Consider the following 18843-nt stretch of genomic DNA (forward strand, 5'->3'; position numbering starts at 1 on the left):
CGCGTCACCGGTGTGACGTGAACTCCACGACCTGCTGGTAGGTCGGCCGGTTCTGCCAGCTGATGTTGTAGTGCTTGATGCCGCCGAGCGTGCGCTGGACGATCGAGTCGGCGCACCACTGGTTGCCCGCCGCGCACAGGTCGTCGCCGGGGTAGACCTGGGCCGCGGTCTTGCCGGCCGCCGTCTTCAGGGTGCTGATCAGGATGTCCCGGCAGGCGCTCAGGGTGCCGCCGCCGCAGTACTTCTGCGCCAGCGGACCCTGCACCGTCTCACCGAGCACGGCGCGGATGTCCTTGTCCACGTAGGACCACCAGCCGTACTGGAAGGAGCTGCCCGCGTGCGCGCCGGTCGGGCCGTGGGCGGCGGACGGGGTCTCGTCGATGGGCAGGTTCGCGGTCATCGCCGTGTAGAGGGCGGTGCCGAGTCCGGGTTCGAACTCGGCCTTCACCAGCAGCGGCCACCACGCGTCCAGGATGCGGATCGCGTCGGTGTCGGCGTACGCCTTCGAACCCGCCGACGTCTCCGTGCGTTTTCCGCCCGCCGTGAGCCAGGTCTGGAGCTTGCTCACCGCGGCCGCGGCCGTGGAGTCGGTGACCGTACTGCTGTTGATCACCTTCAGCAGGTCCGGCAGCACGTCCTCCGCGCGCAGGTCGGCCAGGGCCGCGTCGGCCATCGCCTTCACCAGCGCGGCCCGGGTCACGCCACCCGCGGTGACCAGCTTCTTGACCCGGTCCTCGAGCAGGTTGCCGCGGTGCACGGACCCGTCGCCCCAGGGCGCGGTCGAGTAGTCCGCGGCCTGTTTGTTGTTCCAGGAGATGTAGTAGTCCTGGTCGATGGAGTTGGGGTGGGCCGAGGCGGGCGTGTAGGTCGCCGCATTGGTGGTCGGGTTCCAGCCCTGCCACTCGTGCGCCGACCGCGCCCATACCGGGAAGTCGGCGTCGACGCCGGTGGCGCGCACCGGGTTGTCGCCGCTGTTGTAGTACGCGGTGTGCGTGGAGTCGGCGTAGAACCAGTTGAAGGTGTAGTTGATGTGCTGCGCCGCGCTCTGGAAGGTCTCCGGACTCTTCACGTAGTCCGGGTCGTTCAGCATCTGGAAGCCGATGATCGAGTCGGCCTCGCGCATGAACGACGAGCGCAGGGTGGTGTAGGCGACCTTCTTGCCGCCGACCATCGCCCGGTACTCGACGGGCCCGTATTTCGTGCGCCAGACCCGCATGGTGTACGAGCCCGCGGCGGTGTCGTCGGCGGTGGTCGGGGCCCAGGCGTTCTTCTGCTCGATCTTCTCCATCGCCGTACAGGTGCCGTGGAACAGGTAGTGGTAGTCGTCCTGGCACAGCTCGACGGCGTAGGTGTCGATGATGTCCTGGCCGGAGGTCGTGGCGCTCCACGCGTAGTCCTGGCCGCGGCCGAGTTCGACGTACATGCTCAGGCCCGCGAAGGAGGCGCCGCGCGCGCTGAGGCCGGGGCCCTGGATCTCCTGGAGCATGAGCAGCTGGGGTGCGAAGTAGCCGGTCTGCGGGCCGAAGACGGCGACCGGGTGGCCGCTGGCGGAGTGCTTGCCGTTGACGACAAGGGCGTTGGACATACCGCGTCTGGCCGAGCTGAGGGCGGTCGCGGTCGCCGTGGCGGAGGCCGCGGTGGCGCTCTGGCTCGCGCCGGTGCCCGTGGGGTCGTAGACCAGCGGCTCGGTGGTCACGGAGCCGGCGTCCGGCAGTGCCTGGCCCTGCGGGTCGGCGGGCTTGGTGGCGTACGGGAAGCTCTTGTCGTGGACGGTGACGACGGCTTCGGGGTCGTTGCGCTCGCGGAAGGACTCCCAGACCTTCGTGCCCTCCGTGACGCCGTACTGCTGCTGGGCGGCGAGCAGCGAGAGCGCGTTGTTGACCTCGCCGCCGCCTCCGGAGCCGAACAGCGCGCCGATCACCGAGGCCAGCGCGACCAGGTCGGTGGTCTTGAAGTGCTCGATGGTGCCGGCGTTGGTGACGGAGTCCTTGTGGCCGGTCAGGACGTACTCGCCCGGGAAGTAGCGGCCGCTGTCGGAGGCGTCGATGTAGGCGTTGATGCCGGCGACGTAGGCGTTGACGTCGGCGAGGGCCTGCTGGCCGCGGGCCCCGGCATTGGCCACCGCGCTGTCTATCTGGGCCTGCAGATCGGCCTCGGTGTAGGGGGCGTTGCGCCAGAACTGCTGCTCGAGGCCCTGGTTGGAGGGGTCGCCACCGGCGAAGGTGGTGAGCTGGCCGCGGCCGACGTGACGGAAGACGTCCATGAGCCACAGCCGGTCCTGAGCCGCCGCATAGCCCGCTCCGTACTCAGTGCCGTATCTGGTGGTACCGGTGATGTGCGGCACGCCCGTCTTCTTGTCGCGGACGATCGTCACGTCGCTGCGGCCACCGGGACTGAGAGTGGAGGCGACTTGGTCGGACGGGACGCCGAAGGAGGCGTCGTTGAAGAAGGTGTTGATCGTGGCGTTGGTCAGCGACGGGTAGCCCTTGGCCAGGTTGGCGTAGGGGCCGAGCTGGTCCTCGGCATGCTCGGGCTGGGTGCCGAAGGCCTGGTTGAGGAGGATCTGGGAGAGGGTCGCGTTGCCGTTCTGGCCGGGCGGCAGGATGTCGGAGCACTGACTGCCGCAGTAGTCGTTGGCGGCCGTCGCTTCGGCGGCCGCGGCCGCTTGACCAAGTGGGGACAAAAGACCTGCAATCAGGGCGCATACGGAAGCGGTCTTCAGGAACCCGGTGACTCTGCCGGGAGTTCTCAGTCTGTCGAGTGCGGTGCGCGAGGTGCGCCGAGGCATGGCAGCTCCTACCGACGGGAGTTGAGTCGGACGTTACCGCCGGTATCCCCGGGTTCGAAGATGAACATGCGTCAAGTTTTGGTAGCCGGTCCGGAGGCTGATGGGAGGCATCGGAAATCGGATGGAGCCGAATCGTGTGTCGATACGTCTATTCGGCGACGTCCGAAGCGACGACGCCGAAGTGACCGAAGTACAGGTGCAGGTGTGACGGAGGTGCAGGGCGATGGCCGGTTTCCGGAGTCTGGCGAGACAGGTGCGAGATCCGCGGTGCGATCTGGCGCTGCGACGCTATTCGTTGCGTAAGTGCCTGGAGCGTTTTGCCCCCTACGGGCACAGGGCGACCTGGGACCATCTGTGCTCCCGGGCCGGATTCGGCCCTGAGGACCGGTCCCCCGACCCGGCGCGGCTCGTGGCCGCGTTGGACGAGCTGGAAGAGGCGCGTTCGGTCTGGCTGGCCTATGAGGTCGAGTTCGCCGAGCGGCGCAAGAAGGAGAAGCACGACGGGCTGCGCAGGCCGGGCAGTGTCGACGACTGGCACCGGCTGACCTGGGGCGGTTTCGGCGTCGCGTGGTGCGACGACCCGCGGCTCCACCCCCGTGAACCGCTGGCCGAGGTGCTGCGCAGGCTGATCTCCGCATTGGAGCGTGAACCGGGCTCGGTGTGCCCGGTGTGCAGCGGAGAGCGGTTGACCTGGATGTACGACCTGGCCCACGAACCCTCCTCGGGCCCGGTGTGCACGGACTGCGGGGTCGTGGTGCCGCGTCCGGTGCTGACCCCCGAAGCCCTGGCGGCGTCCCGACGTGGACGGCTGCTGGTGTCCGCCTGAGCGAGTGGAGCGACCGGGGGTGCGCCGGGGATGCCGCACCCCCTCTTCGAGCGGTTCGCCGCGGTCCGGCCCTGATGTGGGCAGTTGGTCACTGCCGGTGTCCGGTGGCCTTGCGACTGGCACCATCGAGGCATGGTTCAGGTGTGTCTCAACGGGCCCCGAGGGGCCGCCGACGGAGCGGTTGTGCCGCTGTCACCGCAGGCCCTGGCCGCGTCGGGGGCTGCGGCTGTCGCGGCCGGGGCCACGGACATTCACGTTCATCCCAAGTCTCCGTGTGGTGACGACACCTTGTCGCCCCGGGTGCTCGCGGCGACCCTCGACGCCATACGGGAGCGGGTGTCGGTGCCGGTCGGGGTGACCACGGGCGCCTGGACGGAACCCGATCCCGCGCGGCGGCTGGAGCGGGTGCGGGACTGGACCGTGCTTCCCGATCACGCCTCCGTCAACTGGCATGAGCCGGGGGCGGAGGAGCTGGCGGCCGCACTCATCGAGCGGGGTGTGGGGGTGGAGGCCGGCATCTGGTCCGGGACCGACGGCGCCTCCCGGTTCGCCGTGTCGCCGCTCGGGCCCCGGGTACTGCGGGTGCTGGCCGAGGTGACCGATGGGTCGCCGCAGACCGCCCAGGACACGGCGCGTGCACTGTTGGCCGAGGTGGGGGCCGCGCACGGCCGCCCGGTGCTGCTGCACGGTGCGGACGGCGGTGCGTGGCCGGTGCTACGGCTGGCCGGGCGCCTGCGGCTCGCGACGCGGATCGGGCTGGAGGACACGCTGGTCCTGCCGGACGGGGAACCTGCCTCCTCCAACGCTCAGTTGGTGGCTGCCGGGCTGGTCCAGTATGGGTGGGCCCAGCGGTCGTCATAGGGCAGGGCGAGGAGTTCGGCGCGGGTCGCGAGGTCGTGCTCGCCCTGGGTGCGCAGGCGGGCGGCGCCGGGACCGGAGAGCCAGGTGCGCAGATCTGCGACGCCGGTCTCCTCGCTGTCGTCGTACCACCAGGTGAACGGGGAGGCGTCGGACAGCAGGTCGTAGAGCCAGACGTCGGTGCAATGGGCGAGGTGGGCGTCGGCGACCGGGGTGCGGGGCCAGTCGTCGAGGAACGGGGTCACGGTTCTGGCGATCGTGGCGCACGTGTCGAAGATGTCGTCGATGCCGTAGCGCGGGCCGGGCGTGGTGAGGACGTCCTGCCACCAGGCGCGCAGGAAGGCATCGATCGCGGCGGCCTGCTCCGGGGGCCAGGAACGCCAGTCCACACGGGTCAGTCCGTGGGCTCCGTGGTTGATCGCGCCCAGGGTGCCCTCGGCCATCGCGCGGGCCGCCTGTGGCAGGAGGCGGCGCATGACGGCTGCGTGGTCGTCGAAGTGGTCGGAGACCTCGAAAAGGTAGTACTGCACGACATCCAGGGGCACGGGGATGTCCGGCGTGCGCAGATACGCGGTCTCCTCGGGGGCATGGCAGTAGCCGCAGCCCGTCTCCTCGGGGCTCGATGCGCCGTGGAAGACCGTGGATATCCGCGTGAGGGCGGTGGCGAGGGTCGGTGAGGACATGGTTCGTCCCGTCAGGACTCCGTGCGCGGCGGTCCCGCCGGCCGAAGATCGCGACGTTACCAGGGGCCGATCCGGTCGATCCACCCCATTCCCGCACCCAACGCCGGGTTGGGTCCCGTCCGGTGTGCGTCAGCCGCAGTGGGTCGCGTTGTCCTGGTGGCCCGGCTTCCGGGGGGTGCGCTCCACCAGCAGGCGGGAGCCTGCCTGGCGTTGGCCGAACGCGTCGTCCGGGTTGGACAGGACGCAGGTGTCCAGGGAGAGGCAGCCGCAGCCGATGCAGTCGGTGAGGTGGTCGCGAAGTCGGTTGAGCTGCTTGATGCGTTCGTCCAGCTCGGAGCGCCAGGCCTCGGAGAGGCGGGCCCAGTCCTCTCGGGTGGGCGTGCGTTCCTCGGGGAGTTCGGCCAGGGCCTCGCGGATCGTGGCGAGGGGGATGCCCACGCGTTGGGCGGCTCGGACGAAGGCGACCCGGCGGAGGGCGTCGCGGTGGTAGCGGCGTTGGTTGCCCGTGGTGCGGCGGCTGCTGATCAAGCCCTTTGACTCGTAGAAGTGCAGGGCGGAGACGGCGGCGCCGCTGCGGGCGGCGAGCTGGCCGACCGTGAGTTCGTGGATCTTCTCGGGAATCTGGGGCACCCCTCGAAGCCTACCCATGCCTGCGTTGACACGGGCCCTACGGCCGACCATACTAAGCAGTCGCTTAGAGTTCGGGACGAGGAGGCGGGACATGGCAGAGCCGAGGGTGTTTGCAGGGGCCGACGAGTTGAAGGCCGCGGTGGGTGAGCAGCTGGGGTACACCGACTGGCTGGAGGTCGATCAGAAGCGGATCGATCTTTTCGCCGAGGCCACCGGCGATCACCAGTGGATCCATGTGGACCCCGAGAAGGCCGCCGCCGGGCCGTTCGGGACCACCATCGCGCACGGGTATCTGACCCTGTCGCTGCTGCCGTTGTTCGGGCCGCAGCTGATCACGGTCGAGAACGTGAGGATGGGGGTCAACTACGGCACCAACAAGGTGCGGTTCCCCGCGCCCGTGCCGGTCGGCTCGCGACTGCGGGCCACCGCGACGATCACCGGGGTCGACGACGTGGCCGGGGGCGTCCAGGTCACCGTCGCCTTCAGCGTCGAGCGTGAGGGCGGCGACAAGCCGGTGTGTGTCGCCGAGTCGGTGTCGCGCTACTACCTCTGAGCGGCTACTTGGCCGCTCCCACCATCCGCAGCACGAGGTCGGCGTAGAGCGCGCCGACCTCGTCGGGCGTCATGGGGCCGTCGACGGTGAACCAGCGGGCCACGTCGATGCAGAGGGAGAGGACGGCGAGGGTCGTGCCCTTGACGTCCAGGACGTCGAACTCGCCGGAGGTCACGCCGTCCTCGATGATGCCGCGCACCTCGGCGTCGCACTGGCGGCGCAGGGCGAGGATCTCGGCGCGGGCGTCCGGGCCGAGGGAGTCCAGTTCGTACTGGACGACCCGGGCCGTGGTGCGGCCGCCCGCGTGCCAGCGGACGAAGGAGCTGACCGCGTCCGCGAGGCGGTCGGTCGCGGTGCCCTCGCGGCGGGCCGCGGACCGGAGGATCTCCAGGGCCTTCGCGTGGCCGATCCTGCTGATGCGGTGGAGCAGCTCCTCCTTGGTCTTGTAGTGGATGTAGAGGGCCGCCGGGCTCATGCCCGCGCGGCCCGCGATGTCCCGGGTCGTCGTGGCGTGGTACCCGCGCTCGGCGAAGGCCTCCACCGCGGCGACCAGCAGTCTCCGTGCCGCGTCGGGCGTGACCTCGCCCCACGCCTGCGTCTCGCCGCCGGCCGTGTCCTCCGCCGTACTCATCGCTTTGCCCCTCTCCACTGACAGAGGCACCACCATACCGCCGAAGCTGAGCGAGCGCTTAGCCCGGCCGCTCAGAGCTTCTCGAACGGGCTGTACGCGCGGGTCTGGGCGTCCTGCCGGTCCCGGATGACCTTGGCCAGCGTGAAGGCGGAGGTGACCAGGTACAGGACCGCGATCGCGAGGAAGGCCCGCACCCAGGCGTCGGCGTTCAGCTTGAAGATGCCGGCCGCCGTGGCGGCCATGGCGACGGCGAAGGACGCGACCGCCTGGCCGTAGAAGGCGGCGGTGTTCTGGGGCTTGCCCGATGTGTCACTCATGGGTCGAGTGTGGGCGGGCGGGGGGCGGGGCACATCCGTCGAGGTACTCAGGTCCCGTACTCAGAAGGCCGAGACTCCGGTCAGCGCGCGGCCGATGACCAGTTTCTGGATCTGGCTGGTGCCTTCGTAGAGGGTCATCACGCGGGCGTCGCGGAGCAGTTTGCCCGCCGGGTACTCGTCTATGTAGCCGTAGCCGCCGAAGACCTGGAGGGCGTTGTTGGCGGCTCGGACCGCGGCTTCCGAGGCGAAGAGTTTGGCCTTGGAGGATTCCGTGGTGAAGGGCTCGCCGCGGTCGATCAGGTCGGCGACCCGCCAGGTCAGCAGGCGGGCCGCGTCGACGTCCACGGCTATGTCGCTGATCAGTTCCTGGACCAGCTGGTGGTGGGCGATCGTCCTGCCGAACTGTTCGCGTTCACCGGCGTACTTCACCGCCACGTCCAGGGCCGCCTGCGCCAGGCCCACACAGCCCGCGGCGACCGACATCCGGCCCTTGGCGAGCGCCGACATCGCGACCGAGAAGCCCTTGCCCTCGGGAGCGAGCATCGCGGTCGCGGGGACCCGTACGTCCTCCAGGACCAGTTCGGCCGTCGCCTGGCCGCGCAGGCCGAGCTTGCCGTGGATGGTGCGGCGGCTCAGTCCGGGACTGTCGGTGGGGACCAGGAAGGCGGAGACGCCCCTGTGGCCGGGCGCGTCCGTGGAGCGGGCGAAGAGGAGGACGACGTCCGCCCAGGTGCCGTTGGTGATGAACATCTTCGTGCCGTTGATGACGTAGTCGTCGCCGTCGCGTACGGCACGGGTGGCGAGGTTGCCCGCGTCGGAGCCCGTGCCCGGTTCGGTGAGGCCGAAGCAGCCGACCCGCTCACCGGAGGTGAGGCCCGGCAGCCACTGGCGCTTCTGGGCCTCGCTCCCCCAGGCGGCGATCGTCTTGGCGACCAGGCCGAGGGAGACGGACACGATGCCGCGGACCGACGAGTCGCCGCGGCCCAGCTCCTCCGTCACCAGGCAGTACGCGAGGTGGTCGCCGCCCGAGCCGCCGTACTCCTCGTCGACCGTCAGGCCCAGGAACCCGACCTCGCCCAGCTTCTTCACGATCGAACGGTCGACGTCCTCGGCACGGTCCCAGGCGATGACGTGCGGGGCGATCTCGCGGTCCACGAAGTCCCGGGCGAGCTGCCGTACGGCCTCCTGCTCCTCGCTGAGCCCCAGGTTCACCACGAGATCACCTCACTTGAAAGCCGTACATTTAAATTAGCACTGCTAGTTTCTTGTCGCAGCCCTACTATGTGCGCCATGGCCCGACCGCGCAAGCCCCTCCTCAGCACCGACCGGATCGTCGAGACGGCACGCGCACTCGTGGACGCGGAGGGCCTCGCGGCCGTCTCCACGCGTCGGCTCGCCGCGCAGCTGGGGGTCAGCGGACCCTCGCTCTACAACCACTTCCGCACCAAGGACGAGATCCTCGAAGCGGTCGCCGACTCGGTCAGCTCACAGGTCGACCTGTCGATGTTCGAGGACGGACGGGAGTGGCGGACCGCCCTGCACGACTGGGCCGTGTCCTATCGAGCCGCCCTGCGGGACCACCCGAACATCGTCCCGGTGCTGGCCCAGGGACCCGGGCGCCGGCCCGCGGGCCTGCGGCTCGCGGACGCGGTGTACGGCGCGATGGTCGACGCCGGCTGGCCGCCCGCTCAGGCCACTTCCATCGGTGCGCTGATGCGGTACTTCATCATGGGCTCCGCGCTGGGTTCGTTCGCCGGCGGTTTCGTCGACGACCAGAGCGCGTACGACCCCGCCGACTATCCCCATCTCGGGCAGGCCCATCTGCTGGCCGAGCAGCAGGAGAAGATCGACGAGCGGGCCTTCGAGACAGGGCTCACGGCACTGCTCGACGGGCTGGTCCAGCAGTACGAGCAGGTCCGGCGGACGGCGTAGCACGCTTCGGTGGGCGCCGAACTGTCCGGGGCCCATGCTGGAGGGCATGACCTCCAGAGATCCCCAGGCCGCTGAGCTGGCCCGACTGGCCTCGCTCGTCGCCGACGAGACCCGGGCCTCCTGTCTGCTGGCGCTGCTCGACGGCCGGGCCTGGACCGCGAGTGAGCTGGCGCGGCATGCGGGGGTCGCCGCGTCGACGCTGAGCGAGCACCTGGGCAAACTGGTGGCCGGCGGGCTGCTGACCGAGGAGCGGCAGGGGCGGCATCGCTATGTGCGGCTCGCGGATGCGCGGGTGGCCCAGCTGGTCGAGGAACTCGCCTCTCATGTGGCGCCGGGTTCCGCCGTACGGCCGCGGAACCTGCGGGAGTCGAGTGCCGGGTCGGCGATGGCGCGGGGGCGTACGTGCTACGACCACCTCGCGGGGCGGCTCGGGATCGCGGTGACGGATGCGATGACGGTGCGTCAACTGTTGCGCCAGGACGCCGGGTTCGCCCTCACGGAGGCGGGGCTGCGGTGGTTCGGCGCGGTGGGCATCCCTCTCGATCGCAAGGGTCGGCGGCCGTTGGCACGAGCGTGCCTGGACTGGACGGAACGGCGGCCTCATCTGGCGGGGGTCGCGGGCGCGGCGCTCTGCCGACACGCGTTGGAGGCGGGTTGGTGTGTACGGATCGGCTCGGAGCGTGCGGTGAAGGTGACGGAGGCGGGCGAGAAGGCACTGGCCGAGTTGCTGGGCGTCTCGTCAACGGCGCTGCGTTGACCCACCCAAGGGGCGCGGGGCTGTATCGATCTGCGGCTCCGCCGCGTGGGCGCGACCACCACAGCGGACCCGCAGCTACACACCGTCCGAAAGCCGCGAGCTCTTCTCAGCCACCTTTCCTAACCTCAGGACCATGATGAACCCCCGCCGCCCCGACCTCCTCGCCGCCGGCGCGGCGACCGTCACGGTCGTCCTCTGGGCCTCCGCCTTCGTCTCCATCCGAAGCGCCGGCACCGAGTACTCACCGGGCGCCCTCGCCCTCGGGCGGCTGCTGGCGGGAGTCCTGACGCTGGGCGCCATCTGTGTCGTACGACGGGAAGGGTTGCCGGCCCGGGCCGCGTGGCCCGGCATCCTGATCTCCGGCATCCTCTGGTTCGGCTTCTACATGGTCGCCCTGAACTGGGGCGAGCAGCAGGTGGACGCCGGAACCGCCGCCCTCGTCGTGAATATCGGCCCCATCCTCATCGCCCTGCTCGGCGCACGGATACTCGGCGACGCCCTGCCGCCGAGGCTGCTCGCGGGGATGGCCGTGTCGTTCGCGGGAGCGGTCGCGGTGGGGCTGTCGATGTCGGGTGAGGGCAGGTCGTCCGTACTCGGGGTCGTACTGTGCCTGCTCGCGGCCGTCGCGTACGCCGGTGGGGTCGTCGCGCAGAAGCCGGCCCTGGCGTCGGCGAGCGCGCTCCAGGTCACCACGTACGGCTGTCTGGTCGGCGCCGTCGTGTGTCTGCCGTTCGCCGGACAGCTCGTCCACGAGGCAGCCGACGCACCCGTCTCGGCAACTCTCAACATGGTCTATCTCGGCGTCTTCCCGACCGCCCTGGCCTTCACCACCTGGGCGTACGCCCTGGCCCGTACGACCGCCGGACGCATGGGCGCCACCACCTACGCCGTGCCCGCGCTCGTCGTGCTGATGTCCTGGCTGGCGCTCGGCGAGGTGCCGGGGCTGCTCACCCTGGCGGGCGGGGTGCTGTGTCTTGCCGGTGTCGCGGTGTCCCGTTCGCGGGCCGCGGCCGCTGGGCCACGGCCCGCGAAGGCCACCGAGTCAGCGTGAACGCGCCCTGTCCGCAAGGACCTTGATGGAGATCAGGGCGATCGCGGAGAGCGCGATGATGTAGGCGGACACCGACATCGACGTGCCCGTCGTCTCCAGCAGCAGCACCATCAGGAAGGGCGCGAGGCCGCCGCCGCAGACCGCCGCTATCTGATAGCCGAGGGAGGCTCCGGTGTAGCGCATCTCGGCCGTGAACAGTTCGGCGAACAGGGCGGCCTGGGGGCCGTACATGATGCTGAGGAAACAGCTGGCGACGAAGGTGCCGACCGCCAGCCACAGCAGCGAACCGGTGTCGATCAGGAGGAAGAGCGGGATGGCCCACAGGGCGATGCCGACGGCACCGAGCGTGTAGATCCGGATGCGGCCGTAGCGGTCGGAGAGTGCGGCGGCGGCCGGGATCAGTACGAGCTGGGTGAGGCTGACGCAGAGCGAGATGGTGAGGACCGCGCTCTTCTTCATGTCCAGTTCGCGGGTCGTGTAGTCGAGGACGCCGGTGATGAGGATGTAGAAGGTCGCGGTGTTCACGGCGAAGGAGCCGCCGGCCAGGAGGACCGTGCCGAGGTGGTCGCGCAGGATGGTGCGCAGCGGGGAGCTCTGCTGCGACTTCTCCTTCTCGGCCAACGCCTTTTCCGCGTCGCGGAATTCGGGCGTCTCCTCGACCTTGGCGTGGATGTACCAGGCGAGGCCGAGCACGAACAGGCCGATGAGGAAGGGCACTCGCCAGCCCCAGGCCGCGAACTGGGTGTCCGTGGTGAAGGCGCCCGCCAGCAGGAAGACCGTGTTGGCGGTCACCACGCCGATGGGCACGCCGAGTTGGACGACGCTGCCGTAGATGCCGCGCTTGCCCTCGGGGGCGTACTCGGTGGCCAGCAGCATCGCGCCGCCCCACTGCGCGCCGACGGCGACGCCTTGGAGGACGCGAAGGGTCACGAGGAGGATGGGCGCGGCGACGCCGATCGTCTCGTACGTCGGCAGGAGACCGATGCCCGTGGTCGCCAGGCCCATGAGCGTGAGCGCGAGGACCAGCATCGGCTTGCGGCCGCGCTTGTCGCCGAGCTGGCCGGCGACGATGCCGCCGACCGGGCGGGCGAGGAAGCCGACCGCGAAGGTCGCGAAGGAGGCGAGGACTCCGGCGGTGGAACTGCCCGCCGGGAAGTACAGGTCGCCCAGGACGAGGGCGGCCGCGATGCCGAAGACGAAGTAGTCGTACCACTCGACGGCTGAGGCGAGCGCTGCCGCCGTGGCGACGCGGCGGCGGTTGACCGTGGGGAGGGCGGTCGGGGTGATGGGCTGAGCGGAGGGGGCCATGTCCATGCGGTGCACACTCCGATGGGTGCGGTGGGGACGTTGGCGGCGAACATACTAACCGGACGGTATGGAGGCAATGGGTGTGTGGGAAGGTTGCCCGGAGCACTCAAGGGGCCGGTGGGCATGGCGATGGCCCCAGCCTCTTGTGAGGTCGGGGCCTGCGACAGGAGGGCGATGGGCGCTGAGCGCTCCGCCGGAAGTACCGCAATGAGCCGTCGGCCGGCTGCGGCGCCGTCGTGGTTGGTCGCGCAGTTCCTCGCGCCCCTTCAGGGCACTGCCGAACCGCAGCCGACTTCACCCGGTCCGCTCAGAAGACGACCAGCGCCCTGCCGCCCTTGCCCGCCAGCATGTTCTCGAAAGCCGCCGGGATGCCGTCCAGGGCGATCCGCTCCGTCACCAGCGCGCCCAGGTCCAGACGGCCCGCACGGACGTGCTCGGCGAGCAGCGGGAGATCCTCCGCCGGGTTCGAGTTGCCGTAGACGCAGCCGGCGAGGGTGCGGCCCCAGTGGAAGATCTCCAGGGCGTTGAAGGTGACCTGCTGGTCCTTGCCGCCGATGCCGACGACCGTGGTACGGCCGCCGCGGCGGGTGGAGTCCCAGGCGGCGCGGATCGTCGTCGCGCGGCCGACGCACTCGACGGCGACGTCGACGCCCTGCCTGCCGGTCAGGCCGCGGATCTCGCGGGCCGTGTTCTCGGAGGCGACGACGTAGTCGGTGGCGCCGGCCTCGCGGGCCAACTCCTCCTTCGCCGGGGAGACATCGACCGCGACGATCTTCGCGGCGCCCGCGATCCGGGCCGCCTGGAGAGCGGCGAGGCCCACTCCCCCGACGCCGTACACCGCGACCGTCTCTCCCTCGCGGACCCGCGCCGAGTGGTGGACGGCGCCGTAACCGGTGAGGACCGCGCAGCCCAGGAGGGCCGCGTCCGTGAGGGGGATGCCCTCGGGGAGCGGCAGGACGCAGGAGGCCGGGACGACCGTCTCCTCGGCGAACGCGGCGACGTTCAGGCCGGGGTGGAGGTCGGTGCCGTCGGCGGTGCGGGCGTAGACGTTCGCCGCGCCGTTGAGCGCGTTGGCGCACAACCAGACCTCACCGAGCGAGCAGGCGTGGCAACTGCCGCAGGACGGAGCCCAGTTGAGGACGACATCGGCGCCGGGCGCCACGCCCGTGACGCCCTCGCCGACGGCGATCACCGTGCCCGCGCCCTCGTGGCCGAGCACGGCCGGGACCGGTACCCGCATCGTGCCGTTGGACAGGGACAGGTCGGAGTGGCAGACGCCGGCGGCGGCGAGGCGGACACGGACCTGGCCGGGGCCGGGGTCCGGGAGCTCGATGTCGGTGACCTCCAGAGGAGCGCCCACGGCGGGAAGGACTGCTGCGCGAACCACGTGAAGGCTCCTCAGAACTGCAGGGACTTGGTCTGGAGATACTCGGCGAGACCGTGCGAGCCGAGCTCGCGGCCGACGCCGGACTGCTTGTAACCGCCGAACGGGGCAAGGGGGTTGAAGCGGCCGCCGTTGATGTCGACCTGGCCGGTGTCCATCCGGCGCGCGAAGGCCACCGCCTCCGCCTCCTCGCCGGCCCAGACGGCGCCCGCGAGGCCGTAGACCGTGCCGTTGGCGATGCGCAGGGCGTCCTCCTCGTCCTCGTAGCGCAGGATCGACAGGACCGGGCCGAAGATCTCCTCCTGCGCGATCGTCATGTCGGGCGTGACGTCGGCGAAGACCGTGGGCGACACGAAGCAGCCCTGCTCACGCGGGGATTCGGGGCCACCGGCGACGAGTCGCGCGCCCTCGGCCACGCCCTTCTCGATGTAACCCCGCACGCGGGCCTGCTGCTTGGCGTTGACGACCGGGCCGATGCGGTCGCCGTACTTGGCGGCGGCCGTGGCGGCGAGTTCGACCGCCTCCTCGTACTGCTCCCGGTGTACGAGCATCCGCGTCCAGGCACTGCACGTCTGGCCGGAGTTGGACATCACGTTGGCGACACCGACGTTGACCGCCTTGGCGAGGTCGGCGCTCGGCAGGATCACGTTGGCGGACTTGCCGCCGAGCTCCAGGGCGACCTTCTTGATCGCTGCACCGGCCGTCGCACCGATCTGCCTGCCGACCGCCGTGGAGCCGGTGAAGGAGACCAGGTCGACGTCCGGGTGCTCGGCGAGGGCCTGTCCCGCGACCGGGCCGAGGCCGGTGACGAGGTTGAAGACGCCCGCCGGTACGCCGGCCTCGTGGACCGCCTCGGCGAAGAGCTGGGCGACGAGCGGGGTGTCCTCGGCGGGCTTCAGGACGACCGTGCAGCCTGCCGCCAGTGCGGGGGCGACCTTGGCGACGATCTGGTGCAGCGGGTAGTTCCAGGGCGTGATCGCGCCCACCACACCGATCGGCTCCTGGCGGACGATCGAGTTGCCGACCTGCTCCTCGAAGGCGTACGTCGCCGCCAGCTCGGCGTACGAGCCCGCGACCGCGAGGGGGACGGCGGCGTGGACGTTCTCGGAGAACTTCAGGGGCGAGCCCAGCTCGGCGGTTACCGTCTCGGCGATCTCGTCCTTGCGGGCCACCAGGACGTCCCGGAGGGCGGCCAGGCGGGCGGCCCGCTCGGCCGGTGCCGTCGCGGCCCAGGCCGGGAGGGCGGCACGGGCGGCCCGTACGGCTGTGTCGACGTCCTCGGCGGTACCGGCCGGGACCCGGCCGATCACCTGCTCGTCGACCGGGTTCACGACCTCGATCGCGTCCCGGCCGGCGGCGGGCCGCCACTCGCCGTCGATGTACATGCCGTCATGTGCCTTCATCGTGCTTCCTCCCGGCGGGGCCGTGTCGTCGTCCGGCTCAGTCCGGTTCATAAACTAGCGGCGATAGTTTTCGCGCGCCAGACGCCCCGGTACGTGACTCATGCCATCAGAAGTCGACCCGGGCCCTGTCGTCCACCCTCCCCACGGACTCCTGACCGAAAGCCTTCTCGTACGCCCGCCGGATCTCCTCGATCTTCCGGTCGCTCGCCCCCGCCTGCGCGACCGGGTAGAGCAGGACCAGCTCGTAGGACCGCTCCTTCTCGATCGTCCCGCCGGCGTCCCGCCACTGCCCGCGGCCGGTCTGCACCGTGAGGCCGTCCGGGAAGTCGGGCGTGACCTCCTTGTCGACGAAGCTCATGAACTGCTTGTCGGTGACCGCCGGGCCGCCGTCGGGCCGCTCGGTGCCGAAGAGGAGCGAGGTCTCGATGTACGGCTCCCCGCGCTGCGGTGTCCCGTCGTCGAGGGTGGCGTACGCGGTGGGAGCGCCGACGGCGAGCAGGAGACCGACGGCGGTGAGGACGGCCCGGGACCGGGTGAAGTGCACATTCATGTGCCCATGCCTAGCGGGCCTCGCTCCTCGGGATCGGGGAGCCGCGCCGGGCGGGGCGGATGCGAGGCCTGTCCGGCGGAACAGCGGACGACACCGCGCTCTTTGCGCTCACTCCTCCAGGTCCGGCAGCCGTGCCGGGGCCGGGCAGACGCGTTCGCCGTGCTGGTCGAAGACGAAGAGGTGGGCGAGGTCGACGAGGAGGGGGACCTGCATGCCGTGGCGGAAGTCGATGTCGGGGGTGGTGCGGACGATCAGGTCGCCCGGGAGGCGGCCGTCCGGGGCTGTCACGGGGGCGCTGTCCCTCGGCTCGTCGAGGACGACCACCGGCCCCGCCCGCAGGGCGCCCGCGCGTTCCCTGAGGCGGTCCAGGACGCGGGGGCCGCCCTCGCGGCGGCGGCGCCGGGTGGGGCGGGCGGCGGGGCGCGGGGCCTCCAGGTCCGGCACGACGGCGGGACTGGAGCCGGTGTTGAAGTGGACGAGGACCTCATGGCCCTGGAACTCCACGTGCTCGACCAGGCCGTGGAGGGCCACCTCGCCAGGTCGCGCGGCGGACGGCTTGGCGATCCGGACCGCCTCCGAGCGCAGGCCCACGATGACCTCCCGGCCCTGCTGGACCCGGAGCAGCTGGTGGTCCATGGAGAGCGGTTCGGGCAGACGCAGAAACTGCTTGCCGAGGCTGATGGTCATCGCGCCGCCGAGCGGGGCGCGCACCATGCCGCGCAGGAGGTTGATGCGCGGGGTGCCGATGAAGGCGGCGACGAAGACATTGCGGGGCAGCGCGTACACCGAGCGCGGGGTGCCGACCTGTTGCAGGACGCCGCCGCGCATGACGGCGACCCGGTCGCCGAGGGACATGGCCTCGGACTGGTCGTGGGTGACGTAGATCGTGGTGACGCCCAGCTCGCGGGTGAGTGCGGATATCTCGGCGCGCAGATGGTTGCGGAGTTTCGCGTCGAGGTTGGACAGCGGCTCGTCCATCAGGAACGCGGAGGGGTGGCGGGCGATGGCCCGGCCCATGGCGACGCGCTGGCGTTCGCCGCCGGAGAGCTGGGCGGGGAAGCGGTCCAGGAGCTCCTCGATGCCCAGCATGCGGGCGGTGGCGTCGACTCGGGGGCGCGGGTCGGCGCCGGGGGCCTCGAAGCGCAGCGGGAAGCCGATGTTGTCGCGGCTGGTCATGCTCGGGTACAGGGCGAAGTTCTGGAAGACCATCGCCATGTCCCGGCCGGACGGCTGCAGGTCGTTGGCGTACTCGCCGTCGAGCAGCAGTCGGCCCTCGTCGATCTCCTCGAGGCCCGCGATCATCCTGAGCACGGTGGACTTGCCGCAGCCGGAAGGCCCGAGCAGGACGAGGAATTCGCCGGGTTCGATGTCCAGCGACATCCGGTCCACCACCCGGGTGCCCCGGGTATAGCTCTTGCTCACGTCGTGCAACGAGATGGCGCGTGTCATGGCAGGTGTCCCCGAGGGCCGGCTGAGCGCTGATGCTCGGTGGTCGGATGCCCCGCCCGAGTCGAACGGGGCTCGTGGGTCACGGAAGTTAACGGAATGTGCGCGCCGGAGGGAAGAGAATGGGCAGGATCGGACGGTGCCGTCCAGCAGGTGAGAAAACGGACGCTCGCATTCAGCGCCGGACGGCGCGAGCGGGCGGCTCGCGGGTCTCGACGAGGTGGGCGAAGACGACCACGTTGCCCGAGTAGCCGGTCCTGCGGTCGTAGTCGCCGCCACAGGTGATCAGCCTCAGTTCGGGGCGGCCCCGGTTGCCGTACACCTCGCGGTTGGGGAACCGGTCCTTCTCGTACGACTTGATGGCGTCGACGGCGTAGACGGCGACCCGCCCGTCGGCGCGCGTCACCTCGACCAGGCGGCCGCGCCGCAGTTCGCCGAGGCCGCCGAAGACGGCCGGTCCGGTGTCGGTGTCGAGGTGGCCCACGGCGACGGCGGTGCCCTGCTGCCCGGGGGACGGGCCGCCCTCGTACCAGCCGACCCGGTTCGCGTCGTCGTCGGGAGGTGCGGGCAGCCGCCGTTCGCGGTCGAGCCGCAGGCCCATGACCGGGGCGTCGACATCGAGGAAGTCGATGGCGAGACGGGTCGCGCGGGAGCGCGGCAGGGAACGGGGCCGCGGTGCGGGTGACGAGGGCGGGGCGGCCTTCGGCGGGGACCGCCGCGGCACGGCGGGACGGCGCGGAACCGGCTCCCCGGTGCGCGGCGGTGCACCCGGGCGACGCGGGGTCGGCTCCTGGCTTCGCGGCAGTGCGTCCGGACGCCGCGGGTTCGACACCCCGGTGCCCCGCGGACGCTGTTGCGCGGCCCCCCGGGCGTCGGTCCGGTCCATGGCGGGCGCTGTCGCCGGGGGGCCGGGCCGGGCGGCCTCGACCGCCCCGCCCGACTCCTCGCCCTGGGTCCACCAGACGCCGCCCGCCACCAGCGAGACGGTCATCACGACCGTTCTCGCCAGGCGGTAGGCGCGCGTCCGGTGCCAGGGCCTGCGTCGACGACTACGCGCCATGCGGGCGGCGGCGGAGCCGGAACCACACCACCCCGCCGACCGCGGCCATGCCTACGGCCGCGGCGCCGGCGACCGGGGTGAAAGCGTCGGCCCGGGCGAGCCCACCGCCACCGGCGGGCGGACCTCCGTGGGGGCCGCCGGGGCCACCGCCGGGTCCGCCGGGGCCACCGCCGGGTCCGCCGGGCGGGCACTCCACCCAGAACACCTTGTGCTTGTTCTGGCCGTCCCCGTCCCCGGTGGCCCACGTGAGCTTGTAGTGCCCGTTGGCCAGCGAAATCACCTCGGTGCTGCCCGCACCGGCCGCGGTGAGCGTGAGGTCGCCCTCCTTGACCGTGCCGCCGGTGGACGGGGGCTGGGTCGCGATGGTCCAGTGGACCTCCTCACCCGCGTCGAAGTTGAAGGCGTCGAGGTAGAACCTGCACACGTGGGGATCGTTGTCCTGCTCGGCCGTCGGCTCGTACTGCGCGTGGATCTTGACGTCTCCATTGTTGGCCGCGACCGCGGGTGTCCCGGTCAGGGCGCACCCCGCGAGGGTGAGGGCCGCGACGGCGGCGGCGCGGCGTTGGCGGGCCGTGGTGGTCATGCGAAGTCCTCCGAGTCAGACGATTGTCGTACAAATCGCGCTTCACCTGACTCTTTGTCACATGTCCGTCGCGAACGGGGGGA

General features: G+C 71.0%; 19 protein-coding genes. 6 read left to right on the forward strand and 13 right to left on the reverse strand.

Annotation, left to right across the window (positions count from 1 at the left end):
• Positions 1–4 precede the first annotated feature (4 nt).
• Positions 5–2788, reverse strand: a complete 2784-nt coding sequence (locus TN53_RS02635) for a penicillin acylase family protein (protein ID WP_046256658.1) — start codon at positions 2786–2788, stop codon at positions 5–7.
• A gap of 223 nt (positions 2789–3011) precedes the next feature.
• On the opposite strand from TN53_RS02635, the gene TN53_RS02640 reads away from it, so the two are divergent.
• Positions 3012–3614, forward strand: a complete 603-nt coding sequence (locus tag TN53_RS02640; protein WP_046256659.1) for a hypothetical protein — start codon at positions 3012–3014, stop codon at positions 3612–3614.
• A gap of 132 nt (positions 3615–3746) precedes the next feature.
• Positions 3747–4475 (forward strand): 3-keto-5-aminohexanoate cleavage protein, encoded by a 729-nt coding sequence (locus TN53_RS02645; RefSeq protein ID WP_046256660.1) that lies wholly within the window; start codon positions 3747–3749, stop codon positions 4473–4475.
• Here the strand turns inward: TN53_RS02645 and TN53_RS02650 are convergent.
• Both TN53_RS02650 and soxR read right to left on the reverse strand, forming a co-directional pair.
• Positions 4421–5155 (reverse strand): hypothetical protein, encoded by a 735-nt coding sequence (locus TN53_RS02650; protein ID WP_046256661.1) that lies wholly within the window; start codon positions 5153–5155, stop codon positions 4421–4423. The two genes, TN53_RS02645 and TN53_RS02650, sit on opposite strands and share 55 nt — an antisense overlap.
• Before the next feature lie 129 nt (positions 5156–5284).
• On the reverse strand, positions 5285–5785 hold the full coding sequence (soxR, locus tag TN53_RS02655) for a redox-sensitive transcriptional activator SoxR (protein ID WP_046256662.1): 501 nt from the start codon (positions 5783–5785) through the stop codon (positions 5285–5287).
• Positions 5786–5876: 91 nt separating this feature from the next.
• On the opposite strand from soxR, the gene TN53_RS02660 reads away from it, so the two are divergent.
• Positions 5877–6338 (forward strand): MaoC family dehydratase, encoded by a 462-nt coding sequence (locus TN53_RS02660; protein ID WP_046256663.1) that lies wholly within the window; start codon positions 5877–5879, stop codon positions 6336–6338.
• Between the two features lie 4 nt (positions 6339–6342).
• Here TN53_RS02660 and TN53_RS02665 read toward each other — a convergent pair whose 3' ends face one another.
• The 3 genes from TN53_RS02665 to TN53_RS02675 form a co-directional block, all read right to left on the reverse strand.
• Positions 6343–6969 (reverse strand): TetR/AcrR family transcriptional regulator, encoded by a 627-nt coding sequence (locus TN53_RS02665; RefSeq protein WP_046256664.1) that lies wholly within the window; start codon positions 6967–6969, stop codon positions 6343–6345.
• Between the two features lie 71 nt (positions 6970–7040).
• Positions 7041–7286 carry a YiaA/YiaB family inner membrane protein gene (locus TN53_RS02670; RefSeq protein WP_046256665.1) on the reverse strand — a complete coding sequence of 82 codons (246 nt, stop codon included), beginning with the start codon at positions 7284–7286 and terminating at the stop codon, positions 7041–7043.
• A gap of 60 nt (positions 7287–7346) precedes the next feature.
• Positions 7347–8498 carry an acyl-CoA dehydrogenase family protein gene (locus tag TN53_RS02675; protein WP_046256772.1) on the reverse strand — a complete coding sequence of 384 codons (1152 nt, stop codon included), beginning with the start codon at positions 8496–8498 and terminating at the stop codon, positions 7347–7349.
• A 78-nt stretch (positions 8499–8576) separates the two neighbouring features.
• Here TN53_RS02675 and TN53_RS02680 point away from each other — a divergent pair, with 78 nt between their 5' ends.
• From TN53_RS02680 to TN53_RS02690, 3 genes are all read left to right on the forward strand, one after another.
• Positions 8577–9218, forward strand: coding sequence for a TetR/AcrR family transcriptional regulator (locus TN53_RS02680; protein ID WP_046256666.1), 642 nt, complete (start codon positions 8577–8579; stop codon positions 9216–9218).
• Between the two features lie 34 nt (positions 9219–9252).
• Entirely contained in the window at positions 9253–9975 is a 723-nt protein-coding gene (locus TN53_RS02685) for an ArsR/SmtB family transcription factor (protein WP_046256667.1), read from the forward strand.
• Positions 9976–10111: 136 nt separating this feature from the next.
• Positions 10112–11026: a DMT family transporter gene (locus TN53_RS02690; RefSeq protein WP_046256668.1), complete on the forward strand. Its 915-nt coding sequence runs from the start codon at positions 10112–10114 to the stop codon at positions 11024–11026.
• Here TN53_RS02690 and TN53_RS02695 read toward each other — a convergent pair.
• The 7 genes from TN53_RS02695 to TN53_RS02725 all read right to left on the reverse strand — a co-directional run bounded on the left by TN53_RS02695 (position 11018) and on the right by TN53_RS02725 (position 18760).
• The gene (locus TN53_RS02695; protein WP_046256669.1) at positions 11018–12340 is read right to left on the reverse strand and encodes an MFS transporter; all 1323 of its coding nucleotides are present in this window, start codon (positions 12338–12340) and stop codon (positions 11018–11020) included. The genes TN53_RS02690 and TN53_RS02695 overlap by 9 nt on opposite strands.
• 301 nt (positions 12341–12641) lie before the next feature.
• On the reverse strand, positions 12642–13721 hold the full coding sequence (locus tag TN53_RS02700; protein ID WP_046256670.1) for a Zn-dependent alcohol dehydrogenase: 1080 nt from the start codon (positions 13719–13721) through the stop codon (positions 12642–12644).
• Between the two features lie 11 nt (positions 13722–13732).
• Entirely contained in the window at positions 13733–15121 is a 1389-nt protein-coding gene (locus TN53_RS02705) for an aldehyde dehydrogenase family protein (RefSeq protein WP_046256671.1), read from the reverse strand.
• A 106-nt stretch (positions 15122–15227) separates the two neighbouring features.
• A complete protein-coding gene (locus TN53_RS02710) occupies positions 15228–15671 on the reverse strand; it encodes a DUF3574 domain-containing protein (RefSeq protein WP_046256672.1) in 444 nt (147 codons plus the stop codon).
• Positions 15672–15779: 108 nt separating this feature from the next.
• The gene (locus tag TN53_RS02715) at positions 15780–17120 is read right to left on the reverse strand and encodes an ABC transporter ATP-binding protein (protein WP_046256673.1); all 1341 of its coding nucleotides are present in this window, start codon (positions 17118–17120) and stop codon (positions 15780–15782) included.
• Positions 17121–17292: 172 nt separating this feature from the next.
• Positions 17293–18108, reverse strand: coding sequence for a class F sortase (locus TN53_RS02720; RefSeq protein ID WP_234441498.1), 816 nt, complete (start codon positions 18106–18108; stop codon positions 17293–17295).
• A 58-nt stretch (positions 18109–18166) separates the two neighbouring features.
• A complete protein-coding gene (locus TN53_RS02725; RefSeq protein WP_046256675.1) occupies positions 18167–18760 on the reverse strand; it encodes a hypothetical protein in 594 nt (197 codons plus the stop codon).
• Positions 18761–18843: the final 83 nt, after the last annotated feature.

It is taken from the genome of Streptomyces sp. WM6386 (assembly GCF_000972385.1).
In the GTDB taxonomy this organism is placed as follows: Bacteria; Actinomycetota; Actinomycetes; order Streptomycetales; family Streptomycetaceae; genus Streptomyces.